Source organism: Cupriavidus sp. F041 (assembly GCF_057814235.1).
The window spans coordinates 435,351-448,064 of record NZ_JBVASY010000001.1 but is presented as its reverse complement, the minus strand read 5'-3'; the positions used below and the strand labels follow the sequence as shown (position 1 = coordinate 448,064).

General features: G+C 64.3%; 10 protein-coding genes and 2 pseudogenes. 7 read left to right on the top strand and 5 right to left on the bottom strand.

The genetic code is table 11. From position 1 onward, the window contains the following. Window positions 1-138 precede the first annotated feature (138 nt). Both ACZY0R_RS02050 and ACZY0R_RS02045 read left to right on the top strand, forming a co-directional pair. Window positions 139-858, top strand: coding sequence for a GntR family transcriptional regulator (locus ACZY0R_RS02050; RefSeq protein ID WP_035862714.1), 720 nt, complete (start codon window positions 139-141; stop codon window positions 856-858). Window positions 859-1,215: 357 nt separating this feature from the next. After that, window positions 1,216-1,779 (top strand): BPSL1445 family SYLF domain-containing lipoprotein, encoded by a 564-nt coding sequence (locus tag ACZY0R_RS02045; protein ID WP_488856902.1) that lies wholly within the window; start codon window positions 1,216-1,218, stop codon window positions 1,777-1,779. A gap of 232 nt (window positions 1,780-2,011) precedes the next feature. On the opposite strand, the gene sucD is transcribed toward ACZY0R_RS02045, so the two are convergent. Both sucD and sucC read right to left on the bottom strand, forming a co-directional pair. Continuing rightward, complete coding sequence (sucD, locus tag ACZY0R_RS02040) at window positions 2,012-2,896, bottom strand: succinate--CoA ligase subunit alpha (RefSeq protein WP_488856901.1); 885 nt, start codon at window positions 2,894-2,896, stop codon at window positions 2,012-2,014. A 1-nt stretch (window position 2,897) separates the two neighbouring features. After that, on the bottom strand, window positions 2,898-4,127 hold the full coding sequence (sucC, locus tag ACZY0R_RS02035; protein ID WP_488856900.1) for an ADP-forming succinate--CoA ligase subunit beta: 1,230 nt from the start codon (window positions 4,125-4,127) through the stop codon (window positions 2,898-2,900). Window positions 4,128-4,590: 463 nt separating this feature from the next. On the opposite strand from sucC, the gene ACZY0R_RS02030 reads away from it, so the two are divergent. The 4 genes and pseudogenes from ACZY0R_RS02030 (at window position 4,591) to ACZY0R_RS02015 (ending at window position 8,955) form a co-directional block, all read left to right on the top strand. Then, window positions 4,591-6,345, top strand: a complete 1,755-nt coding sequence (locus ACZY0R_RS02030) for a thiamine pyrophosphate-binding protein (RefSeq protein WP_488856899.1) — start codon at window positions 4,591-4,593, stop codon at window positions 6,343-6,345. Window positions 6,346-6,366: 21 nt separating this feature from the next. Continuing rightward, on the top strand, window positions 6,367-7,596 hold the full coding sequence (gene frc / locus ACZY0R_RS02025; RefSeq protein WP_488856898.1) for a formyl-CoA transferase: 1,230 nt from the start codon (window positions 6,367-6,369) through the stop codon (window positions 7,594-7,596). A gap of 131 nt (window positions 7,597-7,727) precedes the next feature. After that, window positions 7,728-8,076 (top strand): annotated as a pseudogene (locus ACZY0R_RS02020) (acetate--CoA ligase family protein); the annotation flags it as partial. Between the two features lie 107 nt (window positions 8,077-8,183). Continuing rightward, window positions 8,184-8,955, top strand: a pseudogene (locus tag ACZY0R_RS02015) (fumarylacetoacetate hydrolase family protein). A 41-nt stretch (window positions 8,956-8,996) separates the two neighbouring features. Here ACZY0R_RS02015 and ACZY0R_RS02010 read toward each other — a convergent pair. The 3 genes from ACZY0R_RS02010 to ACZY0R_RS02000 all read right to left on the bottom strand — a co-directional run bounded on the left by ACZY0R_RS02010 (window position 8,997) and on the right by ACZY0R_RS02000 (window position 11,120). Next, on the bottom strand, window positions 8,997-9,551 hold the full coding sequence (locus tag ACZY0R_RS02010; protein WP_488856897.1) for a cupin domain-containing protein: 555 nt from the start codon (window positions 9,549-9,551) through the stop codon (window positions 8,997-8,999). Between the two features lie 223 nt (window positions 9,552-9,774). Beyond that, window positions 9,775-10,080: a LysR family transcriptional regulator gene (locus ACZY0R_RS02005; protein ID WP_488856896.1), complete on the bottom strand. Its 306-nt coding sequence runs from the start codon at window positions 10,078-10,080 to the stop codon at window positions 9,775-9,777. Between the two features lie 98 nt (window positions 10,081-10,178). Then, window positions 10,179-11,120, bottom strand: a complete 942-nt coding sequence (locus ACZY0R_RS02000; RefSeq protein ID WP_488856895.1) for a LysR family transcriptional regulator — start codon at window positions 11,118-11,120, stop codon at window positions 10,179-10,181. Between the two features lie 212 nt (window positions 11,121-11,332). Between ACZY0R_RS02000 and oxlT the strand changes: the two genes are divergently transcribed. Then, window positions 11,333-12,667, top strand: coding sequence for an oxalate/formate MFS antiporter (gene oxlT / locus ACZY0R_RS01995; protein ID WP_488856894.1), 1,335 nt, complete (start codon window positions 11,333-11,335; stop codon window positions 12,665-12,667). The last annotated feature ends 47 nt before the right edge of the window (window positions 12,668-12,714 follow it).

Here is a 12,714-nt window from a genome sequence, read left to right as displayed (position 1 = left end):
TCCTGGCAGCCGATTTATGTCAATTGTGCATTTTGCTATGCATTCGACTCATGTGATGGCTGCTTTTGGTAAGCTAGGCGGCAAGCTGCCGGCCACTACCCTGTGCGCCGAGGCGCTGGTATCAACAAGAGCCCATTCATGTCTGTGCAAAGCCCATCCGCCGTTCAGCCAGCTGGACTGACCCTGTCCCTGCAACCCATCAATGCCGGCGCCAGCCTGCGCGACCAGGCGTACGCCATGCTGCGCCAGGCCATTGCCGACGCCGATATCTATCAGTCGACCGAGGAAATCCGGCTGGACGAGCGTGTCCTGAGCGAAGCGCTGGGCGTGAGCCGCACCCCCATCCGCGAAGCCATGACGCTCCTGGAACAGGAGGGTTTCCTGCGCACGGTGCCGCGGCGCGGCATCTACATCATGCGCAAGACCAAGCGCGAGATCGTGGAAATGATCCAGGTGTGGGCGGCGCTGGAGAGCATGGCCGCGCGCCTGGCCACCTTGCATGCCAGCGACGCGGAGATCGCGCAGTTGCGCCATATGTTCGACAGCTTCCGCGATGCGACCCCGGCTGAGCATATCGAGGAGTACTCCGACGCGAATATCGCCTTCCACCAGGCGATTGTGCAGTTGTCGAAGTCGCAGATCATCATGGATTCGATCAAGAATATCTTTGTCCATGTGCGTGCGATACGGAAGATGACGATCTCGCAGAGTGATCGCGCCTCGCGTTCCATCGTCGATCATTTGCGGATTATCGAGGCGCTGGAGAAGCGCGATACCGAGCTGGCGGAGAAGCTGGTGCGCCAGCATTCGCTGGACCTCGCCGACTATGTCGAAAAGCACTGCGATTTCCTTGATTGAGCAGGAAGCGTCACGGACGCCATGTCAATACGAATAACGGCGGATCCCGCGCGTCCCCGAGGGAGAAAGTGGCGTGGTTACCACCCGTCGGGTTGCCCCAGCCCGACATGATGCCGTCCTTGACGTCGCTCCCAACACCAGCCTCGGGCTGCCCAAGTGGCGCCTTGAGATCTGGTTTCTGATCTGGCGCTCAGCCACCTATGCTTGACCTGCAGAGCCCTGACGGGCTGTGCGCGCATCACGGCGCGGTCTTCCGGTAGCGGGGCCGCTCGCCTGCGCGGCGAAACTAACAAAGCCAATAATGCGAACCCAGCGTTGGTCAGCCAGGTTTTGCACCAGATCGACCAGGAGAGTCTCATGAATCGTCGAACCTTCTTTTCCCTGTCCGTCATCGCCGTGGCCAGCTCGCTGGCTGCTTGCGGCACGACCCCGGAGTCGCCGGAAGCGGCCAACAAGCGCCGTGAAATCAATGCCAGCGTCGATGACGCCCTCAGCAAGCTGTACAGTTCGACGCCGGGAGCGCAGGCGCAGGGCAGCAAGGCCAAGGGCATTCTCGTCTTTCCGTCGGTGGTCGCCGCGGGCTTGGTGGTCGGCGGTGAATATGGCGAGGGCGCGCTGCGCGTCGATGGCGTGTCGACCGGCTACTACCGGACGTCCACGGCCTCGTTCGGCTTGCTGGCTGGCGCCCAGTCCAGGGCCATGTTCCTGATGTTCATGACCCAGGACGCGCTCGATCATTTCCGGGCGAGCAAGGGCTGGACCGCTGGTGTGGATGGCTCGGTAGCGGTGGCGAAGAAGGGCGCCAGTGGTGGAATCGATACGGAAACGGGGGCGTCGATCCTCGGTTTCGTGCTGACGAACGCCGGCCTGATGGCGAACCTGAGCCTCGAGGGCACCAAGGTGAGCAAGCTCGACATCTGATCCCTGCGTGGAGGACGTGGCAGTAGCATGCGAAGTGGCGGCGGCCTGCTGGAACGGCTGTGATTGAGGGAGGGGCGTGAAACGCGCGGACGAGGTGCGCCGCCACGAGGGGCCGTCCCGCGCGCAGCCGGAATGGAAATCGGGGAGTCGCGGAGACCGCCCCCGATTTTTCAGCATATTTTATTAGCGGCCAGGATCCTGCCCACCGTTTTTCATTGACAACGCAAACGTGCTACGCGCCCATCGCCTCCACCATGGTTTTGCCCAGTTCGGCCGGCGAGCGCGCTACCCGGATGCCGGCGGCGCGCATGGCATCGATCTTTGCCTCGGCGGTCCCCATGCCGCCGGAGATGATGGCCCCCGCATGCCCCATGCGCCGGCCCGGCGGGGCGGTGGTGCCGGCGATAAACCCCACCACGGGTTTGGCCTGCCCGCCGCTGCGCGCATCGCGCAGGAACTGCGCGGCTTCTTCTTCGGCAGAGCCGCCGATCTCGCCGATCATGATGATGCCTTCGGTGTCGTCGTCGGCCAGGAACATCTGCAGGCAATCGATAAAGTTGGTGCCGTTGACCGGATCGCCGCCGATGCCGATGCAGGTGCTCTGCCCGAGCCCGGCGGCCGTGGTTTGCGCCACCGCTTCATACGTCAGCGTGCCGGAACGTGACACCACGCCGATCTTGCCGGGGCGATGGATATGGCCTGGCATGATGCCGATCTTGCATTGTCCCGGCGTGATCACGCCCGGGCAATTTGGCCCGACCAGACGGCTGCCCGAACCGGATAGCGCGCGCTTGACCCGCACCATGTCGATCACCGGGATGCCTTCGGTAATGCACACGATCAGGCCGATGCCCGCGTCCACGGCTTCCAGGATGGCGTCGGCAGCGAAGGGCGGGGGCACGTAGATGACCGAGGCGTCGGCGCCCGTGCGCTCCACCGCGGCGGCTACGGTGTCGAACACCGGGAGTCCGAGATGCGTCTCGCCGCCCTTGCCGGGGGTGACGCCGCCGACCATGCGCGTGCCGTAGGCCAGCGCCTGTTCAGAGTGGAAGGTACCTTGCGCGCCGGTGAAGCCCTGGCAGATTACCTTGGTGTCTTGATGGATCAGTACGGCCATGTCATTTCCCTCCCTTATCGCCGTTATTGCCAGCTTGCACGCGCGCTTGAACTGCCTTGACCACTTTCTCCGCGGCGTCGGCAAGGTGATCGGCCGACAGGATCGGCAAGCCGGAGTCGCGCAGGATGGCCTTGCCGAGCTCCACGTTGGTGCCTTCCAGCCGGACCACCAGCGGGACCGTCAGGTCGATCTCGCGCGCGGCGGCCACCACGCCTTCGGCGATCACGTCGCAGCGCATGATGCCGCCGAAGATATTGACCAGGATGCCCTTGACCTTGGGGTCGTCGAGGATCAGGCGGAAGGCCGCCGTCACACGTTCCCTGGTGGCGCCGCCACCCACGTCGAGGAAGTTGGCCGGCTCCCCGCCGTAGAGCTTGATGATGTCCATGGTGGCCATGGCCAGTCCGGCGCCGTTGACCATGCAGCCGATGCTGCCGTCGAGCTTGACGTAGTTCAGCCCATGACGGGCCGCCGCGGATTCGGCGGGATCTTCCTCGGTTTCGTCGCGCAAGGCTTCGATGTCCGGATGGCGGTACAGCGCGTTGTCGTCGAAGTTGAACTTGGCGTCGAGCGCGATCACGTCGCCAGCGCGCGTCACCACCAGCGGGTTGATTTCGACCACCGAGGCGTCCAGCTCGGTAAAGGCACGGTAGGCCGAGAGGATAAAGCGCGATGCCGCGCCGACCTGCTTGCCGGTCAGCCCCAGCCCAAAGGCCAGGCGGCGCGCGTGGAAGGGCTGGATGCCGCTGGCCGGGTCGATCGCGACCTTCAGGATTTTCTCCGGCGTGCGGGCCGCGACTTCCTCGATTTCCATGCCGCCTTCGGTAGAGGCCATCAGCGTGACGCGGGAGGTGGCGCGGTCGATCAGCATGCCCAGGTAAAGCTCGCGGCCAATCTCGCAGCCTTCTTCTACATATAGGCGGCGCACTTCGCGGCCGGCTTCTCCGGTCTGTTTGGTGATTAGCACTTTGCCGAGCATCTGTTCGGCCTGCGTACGCACGGCATCGACTGACTTGACCACGCGCACGCCGCCCTTGCCGCCCGGATCGCCGGCAAAGCGGCCGGCGCCGCGGCCGCCGGCATGGATCTGGGACTTCACCACCCAGACCGATCCGCCGATCTTGCGTGCCGCGCTGGCGGCTTCCTCCGGGGTAAACGCAATGGCCCCGCGCGGCACGGCCACGTCGAAGCGCCTGAGCAATTCCTTGGCCTGATATTCGTGAATGTTCACAAGTCTCCTCGCTCTTGGTAATGCGCGTGCCGGCGAGCCGCGAAACCGCATGGTCCGGCAAGACGCGTTGTGAAATATGGTATGTAATATATCAAATATAAACAAGCGGATTTTCCACGAAGCGGAGGCCGGGGCCGGGGCACTCGTCAGCTGTGCGCAAACGGAATGAATCGGCACGTATTCAGCAATAGTGCTTATTTGTCCTCCATCTTGCGGCGATTTGCTGCATCGCATCGTTGAAACTCCTGCGCAAGCATCCAAATTTCCCTTGAGCTTAGTTGATATATCACATACCGTATGTCATAAAGATCCTTCGAAATGGATCGATGGCGTCGCAGGGCCGGTGGCATGCAGGGTAGGCACTGGCCAGGCAGCAAAGCAGCAAAGGGCGAAAGGGTGTCGTGACAACGGGCCAGGTCCGCGTCACAGCCTGTCGCAACCCTGTCAACGAGGAGACCAAGACATGTCTGCAGTCGCACCCACGCCGTCCGAATCCACCACGGCCGAAGACACCCTGAAGCAGAAGACCCGCGATGCCGGCGTTATTTCCGGCGGCCACCTGGTAGCGCGGGGCCTGAAGAACGAAGGCGTCGACACTATCTTCACGCTCTGTGGCGGCCATATCATCGACATTTACGACGGCTGCGTGGACGAGGGCATCCGCATCATCGACGTGCGCCACGAGCAGGTATCCGCTCATGCCGCGGACGGCTACGCGCGCCAGACCGGCAAGCTGGGCTGCGTGGTGACCACCGCAGGTCCGGGCTGCACCAACGCCGTGACCGGCGTGGCGACGGCCTTCCGCTCGGAAAGCCCGATCATCCACATCGGCGGGCAGGGCGCCCTGTCCCAGCACAAGATGGGCTCGCTGCAGGACCTGCCGCACGTCGACATGATGTCGCCCATCACCAAGTTCGCGGCCACCATCCCCAGCACCGAGCGTGTGGCGGACATGATCTCGATGGCGGCGCGCGAGTGCTTCAATGGCGCGCCCGGCCCGTCGTACCTGGAAATCCCGCGCGACGTGCTCGACCGTGAAGTCGATGCGGCGCGCGCGGTGATTCCGCGCCCCGGCCACTATCGCGCTTCCACTAAATCGATTGGCGACCCGAAGGATATCGAGCGCCTGGCCGACATCCTGGTCAATGCCGAACGCCCGGCGATTCTCTACGGCCAGCAGGTCTGGACCGCGCGCGGGCACGAGGAAGCCATCGCGTTGCTCAAGGGCCTGGATATTCCAGGCTACTTCAACGGCGCCAGCCGCGGCCTGCTGCCGCCGGGCGATCCGCACCACTTCGACCGCACCCGTACGCAAGCCTTCGCGAATGCCGACGTACTGATCATCGTGGGCACCCCGTTCGACTTCCGCATGGGCTACGGCAAGCGCATCAGCAAGGAACTGACGCTGGTGCAGATCGACATGGATTACCGCACGGTCGGCAAGAACCGCGAGATCGACCTTGGCCTGGTGGGCGACCCTGGCGCCATCCTCGGCGCGGTGCTGCAGGCCGCCAGCGGCCGCATCAAGAACGACAAGCGCCAGGCGCGGCAGAAGTGGATGGGCCAGCTGACCGAAGCCGAGGCCGTGGCCGCCGAAAAGCTGATGCCGCTGTTTCGCTCGGAAAACACGCCGATCCATCCGTACCGGGTGGCCTATGAACTGAATGAGTTCCTGGCGGACAACACGGTCTACATTGGCGACGGCGGCGACGTGGTGACCATTTCCGCGCAGGCGGTGCGTCCGCGCCGTCCCGGGCAGTGGATGGACCCGGGCGCGCTGGGCTCGCTGGGCGTCGGCACCGGCTTTGCCATCGCCGCCGGCCTGGCCAACCCGAACAAGGAAATCCTCTGCTACTACGGTGACGGCTCGTTCGGCATGACGGCGTTCGACATGGAAACCGCCAACCGTTTCGGCGTGCCCTACCTGGCGGTGATCGGCAACAACTCCGCCATGAACCAGATCCGCTACGGCCAGCTCGCAAAGTACGGCGACGAGCGCGGCAACGTCGGCAACCTGCTGTCGGACGTGCCGTTCTCCAGGTTCGCCGAAATGCTGGGCGGCTATGGCGAGGAAGTGCGCGAGCCGGGCAAGATCGCCGGCGCATTGCAGCGCGGACGCGAGGCGGTGCAGCGCACCGGAAAATCGGCCGTGATCAATATCTGGGTGGACCCGCGCGAGTACGCGCCGGGCACCAAGAACCAGACCATGTACAAATAACCGGTGGCGAGGAGACAAACCATGAACAAGGCACTGGACGGTGTGCGGATCCTGGACATGACCCATGTGCAGGCCGGCCCTTCGGCCACCCAGTTGATGGCATGGCTGGGGGCCGACGTGATCAAGGTGGAGTTGCCGGGGCGCGGCGACATCACGCGCAGCCAGCTGCGCGATGTGCCCAACGCCGACAGCCTGTATTTCACCATGCTGAACTCCAACAAGCGCAGCCTCACGCTCAATATGAAGACGCCGGAGGGCAAGGCGCTGCTGGAAGACCTGGTGCAGCGCTGCGACGTGCTGGTGGAGAACTTCGGCCCCGGCGTGCTGGACCGCGCCGGCTTCGACTGGGACCGCCTGCAGACGCTGAACCCGCGGCTGATCTACGCGTCGATCAAGGGCTTCGGCCCGGGACCGTTCGCGGACTGCAAGGCCTATGAGAACGTGGCCCAGTGCATGGGCGGGTCGGCCAGCACCACCGGCACGGCGGATGGCGCGCCCACCGTCACCGGCGCGCAGATCGGCGACTCCGGCACTGGCATCCACTGCGTGGTGGGCATCCTGGCGGCACTGTTGCAGCGCGAACATTCCGGGCGTGGCCAGCGCGTGGAAGTGGCGATGCAGGACTCCGTGCTCAACCTGTGCCGGGTCAAGCTGCGCGACCAGCAGCGCCTGGCCGCCGGACCGATGCGCGAGTACCCCAACCAGGAGTTCGACGACTTCGTGCCGCGCGCGGGCAATGCATCTGGCGGCGGCCAGCCCGGCGCAGCGCTGCGCTGCGCGCCCGGCGGCGCCAACGATTACGTCTACGTGATCGTGCAGCCGCAAGGCTGGGAGCCGCTGATGCGCTTGTGTGGCAGGGAGGAGCTGATCACCCATCCGCAGTTTGCCTCGCCGGAGGCCCGCCTCAAATGCCTGGAAGAGTGTTTCTCCATCATCGAGAAATGGACGCGCACGCGCACCAAGTTCGAAGTGATGGATGCCCTCAACGAGGTCGACGTGCCGTGCGGGCCGATCCTGTCGATGAAGGACCTGATCGAGGACAAGTCACTGTACGAGCGCGGCTACCTGGTGGAACTGGATCACCCGGAACGCGGCCAGTATGTGCAGCTTGGCTGCCCGATCACCTTGTCGGCATCGCCGGTGGAGGTCGAGCGCTCGCCGCTGCTGGGCGAGCATACCGAAGAGATCCTCGACTGGCTGGGCCGCACGCCCTCGCAAATCGAAGCCTTGCGCGCCGCCGGGGCGGTCTGATGCCCTGAACGTACCCGAGGCACTTCAAGCAATTCCCGCAGTGAGTTTGCAAGCCGCCCGCCCTCGCGCTTTCGCGCAAGGGCGCGGACCGGCTCATCCCTACGCAATCCATGAACAGATGGAGACCTGACATGGCACACAACAAGGACGCGGTGCGGAAGATCCTCGCCGCCGTGAAGGAAGAAGGCCGCAATGCACTGACTGCGCCCGAAGGCAAGCTGGTGTGCGACGCCTACGGCATCTCGGTGCCGGGCGAGGGCGTGGCCAGGACCCCGACCGGCGCAGTCGAGTTGGCTGACAAGATGGGATAGCCGGTAGTGCTCAAGATCGTCTCGCGCGACATCCTGCACAAGACCGAGGCCGGCGGCGTGCTGGTGGGCCTGAAGAGCGCCGCGGATGTGGAACGCGGCTACCTGACCATTGTCTGGGAATGCGAAGAAGTACGACCCCAACGCCAATATCGTCGGCGTGCAGGTGCAGCTAGACCCAGCGGTAAGGCCGGGCTCGCCGCGTGCGGGCCCGGCTTTCGACAATGCGGGACAAGGGTGGGCGCGGGCAGCATGCCGCGCCCGCCGGAGGAGTTGACTGTGCAAACGTGGATTCGCTTCCAGACCGGGGACGGGGAGATCGGTTTTGGCCGTATTGAGGAGGATCATGTCATCGAGTACGACGGCCCCGGCTACGCACGGCCGGAACCCACCGGTGCGACTTTGCCGCGCGAGGGGCTGCGCCTGCTGAGCCCGTGCGACCCGGGCAAGATCGTGGCGCTATGGACAACTTCCATGCGCTGGCGCGCAAGCTGGAAAAACCGGTGCCGGCGCACCCGCTGTTCCTGATCAAACCGGCGAGCTCGGTGGCGGGCCCGGGCGATGCCATCCTGCGGCCGCGCAGCTACGGGGGCAAGATCGTCTACGAGGGCGAGCTGGGCATCGTGATCGGGCGCCGTTGCCGCAACGTGTCGCCGGAAGATGCCGCCTCGCATATCTTTGGCTATACCGTGGTCAACGACGTGACCGCCGGAGAGATCATTGCCGAGGATCCCGGTTTCCCGCAATGGTGCCGCGCCAAGGGCTTCGATACCTTCGGCTGCCTGGGGCCGGCCATCGTCACGGATTTCAACTGGCGTGCCGCGGCGTGGTGACGCGGCTGGACGGGGCGGAGCGGCAGAACTACCCGCTGTCGGACCTGATCTTCTCGCCCGAGCAGCAGGTCAGCCTGATCTCGCAGGATCTCACGCTGATGCCTGGCGACGTGATCGCCTGCGGCACTTCGCTCGGTGTCGGCTCGATGAAGGATGGCGCCGTGGTCGATGTGACGATTGAGGACATCGGTTCGCTGGTCAACCACATGCGCGGCTGAGCGGGCGCGCGGGCACGGGCAAGGCCCGCGCCGGGCAGGGGTCAGAGCGGCAGTATCAGTAGCAGGGTCAGGGCGGAGGTGTCGCGCAGCCGCATGCGCCGGGCCAGCCTGTGCAATGCGTTGCATGCCTTGCGCAGGCGGCGGCCGAGCCCCAGCCGTGCAAGAACCCGCAGGGGGACATTCAGCACCAGTGGCACATGCTTGCGGCAGAAGGCAATCTTGCGCACATAGTCATCGACTTCCCACAGCCAGGTGGTGTCGGCGGGGAAATAGCCGATGTCGCCGGCCTTGAGCACATGTACCTGGCCGCCCGGGCTGGTGACCTTCACCTGGCCCTCCAGGATAAACACGGTTTCCTCCCAGCCGTAGTACCACTCGAAGGTGCCGGTGGTGCATTCCCAGATATTGGTGGATGCCAGGCCATCGATCGCGCCAGAGTGCTGGGCGGCATGCGTCCGCGGGGCACCGGTACGGATCCAGGAGGGTTCGATCGGACAGTTCTGCAATGCAAGCGCACGGGAGCTGGCGAACGTCCCCTCGCGGCGCTGAGCGCGGGCACCGGCTGGTGCGCCGGCTTCGAACATGTTCTGTCCCATGCCAGTCTCCGTTCTAGTGCGTAGTGGGCAGACCATAGCGCGCCACGTTCGCTGGCGGAAGTGCGCTGGCGCACATTCGGCGCGCGCGGATGGCTGTAGCCGTGGTCCAGGAGGCGCGTCCGCGTTGGCGCCATGGCGCGGCCGCAATACGGCACGCGGCAGGAGAATAGGGCGCTTTCCCGCGCCCATTCTTCCTGCCGCGTCCTCTCGCGCTTCCGATGTCTCAGTTGGCTTTCTGGCCCATCGCGCGAAGGTAATCGCACTTCTTGTCGAGAATCAGGCGGCTGAGGAAATCAGCATCGTAGGCGTTGAGCAGGTGCGCGTGGTACTGCTCGATATAGCGCGCGATCCGGCTCTGTTCGCATTCGATGCCGCACAGCCACGCGTACATCTCGCTGTCCCAGCGAAAGCGCAGGCCTAGCTCGGTGAATGCGGCGTTGTAGGCTGCGAGTTGCGATTCGTCGTGGGCGCGCGGGGCTCCGGCGTCGGCATGGGCGGCGGGGCGGGCTTCGAACTGGACCTGGTTCATGATCGGACTCCTCGGGCGGCTATCAAAGGTGGGCCTGAGCTGAGGATAGGTTCGCCGATCAATTAACGATAATTAAAGTTTAACTGAATAACCATAACCTATTGTTTATGCTTGATAAGGCTGTCCACGCCGGTGATGCGCTGGATCAGGCTGGCACCTTCTTCCATCAGGAAATGCTTGAAGGCGAGCGCCACAGGTGGCAGCCGCTTGTTCTTGCGGTGCACCACATACCAGTTGAGCATCACCGGGAACCCCTCGATATCCAGTACGGCGAGATTGCCTGTCTGCAGTTCCAGCCCCACGGTATGCGCCGACAGGAAGGCGATGCCCATGTTGGCGATCACGGCCTGCTTGATGGTTTCGGTGCTCTTGATCTCCATGGCGATGCGCAGGTTGGACAGGCGTCCGGCGAAGCCTTCCTGCATGGAGTTCCAGGTGTCGGACCCTTTCTCGCGCGCGACGAAGGCTTCGTCTGCCAGGGCCGCGAGCGGGACGTTGCGCTCGCCCACCAGGCGGTGGTTGGGCGCGGCAACGATGACATAGGGGTGGGGCGCGAACGATTCGCTGATGGTGTCCATGCCTTCCGGCGGGCGAACCATCACCGCCAGGTCGGTCAGGTTGCCGGCAAGCTGGTGCAGCAATTCCTCGCGATTGTGCACTGCGAGATTAAGCGTCACGCCGGCATGCCGTTGCATGAACTCCGCCAGCAACCGCGGAAAAAAGTAATCGCCTGCGCTGATCACGGCCACATTGAGCCGCCCGCCGGAGATGCCTTTGAGCTGCGACATGGCGTCTTCCGCTTCGCGGAATTGCTGCATGATGCTGCGGCTGTAGTGCAGCATTTCAATCCCGGCCGGCGTGAGGTAGATCTTCTTCCCGAGCTGTTCGAACAGCGGGAGTCCGACATGGCCTTCGAGCTGCCGCACCTGCGTCGATACCGCCGGCTGCGTCAGGTGTAGCTCTTCCGCCGCCCGCGAAAAACTCAGGTGCCGGGCAACCGTCTCGAAAACCTTGAGTTGGCGTAGCGTCGCGTTCTTCATGCACTCATCCGTCCAATCTATAAAGGATCGTAAATGATCATAATAAAAAACTTTATGCTTAGCCGAACTTAGTTTGAACTAGCATCAGTCCACGGATGCACGTGCCGCAATGTCAGGCGCGCTCAATCAAGTAGTGACCAAGGGCTCCCCCTCACAGAGAAGCCTACCCGTCGCGCCGCAGAGCGCGATACGCACTATGCAGGAGACACGACATGGCGCATGAAAATATCGCGGCCCCGGGCCGTTCGGGCTGGCTTGGAAATCGCTGGTTCCAGCTGGCAATCGGTGTGGTCTGCATGGGGCTGGTAGCGAACCTGCAGTATGGCTGGACTTTATTCGTGGGCCCGATGAATGCCAAGCATCACTGGGGCGAGTCCGCCATCCAGGTGGCCTTTTCCATCTTCATCGTGACCGAGACCTGGCTGGTGCCGCTGGAAGGCTGGCTGGTCGACAAGATCGGGCCGCGTCCGGTGGTGGCGGGCGGCGCGCTGTGCGCGGGGCTGGCCTGGGTCATCAACGCCTATGCGACGAGCCTGCCGCAGCTTTACCTGGCGGCGGTGATTGCCGGCATCGGCGCCGGTGGCGTCTACGGTACCTGCGTGGGCAACGCGCTCAAGTGGTTTCCGGACAAGCGCGGGCTGGCCGCCGGCCTGACCGCTGCCGGTTTCGGCGCGGGCTCGGCGCTCACCGTGATCCCCATCGCCAACATGATCCAGCGCTCCGGCTACGAGCACGCCTTTATCACTTTCGGCATCCTGCAAGGCGTCTGCATCCTGCTGATGGCCTTGCTGCTGGTCAAGCCGCGTCCGCCCGCCGGTGCCGTGGCCGCCAAGGCGGTGCTGACCAATCCCATCGAGTTTACGCCGGGGCGGATGGTCAAGACGCCTGTGTTCTGGGTCATCTATGCGTCCTTTGTGGCGGTAGCGGCGGGCGGCATCATGGCCACCGCGCAGTTGGGACCGATCGCCCGGGACTTCGGTTTCGCATCGATGCCGGTGACGATGCTGGGATTCACGCTGCCGCTGCTTACCATGACGCTGTCGATCGATAACCTGTGCAATGGCCTGACGCGGCCGCTGTGCGGATTCATCTCGGACCGCATCGGGCGCGAGAACACCATGTTCTTTATCTTCATCGGCGAGGGGCTGTCGCTGCTCGGCCTGATGCAGTTCGGCCACAACCCGTACTGGTTCATGACGTTCGCGGCACTCACCTTCCTGTTCTGGGGCGAGATTTTCTCGATCTTTCCCGCGCTGTGCGCCGACACCTTTGGCAGCAAGTTCGCTGCGGCCAACGCGGGCACCCTGTACACCGCCAAGGGCACGGCCGCGATGCTGGTGCCGCTGGCCTCGGTCCTGTCGGCGCGGGGTGGGTGGGACGCGGTCTTTACGGTAGCGGCGGCCGTGACCATCGCCGCCGGACTGTCCGCCAAGTTCGTGCTGGCCCCGATGCGAAGGCGGTTTATCACCGGGCATGTCGAGTCCCTGGTGCCGGCGGCCGACAGCCCGGCCTACCTCGCGGGACTATCCCCCCGCAAGAGCGACTGAATCCCCGGCCGGGCCCGGACCGCGTCAAGCGATTCCGGGCCCGATTG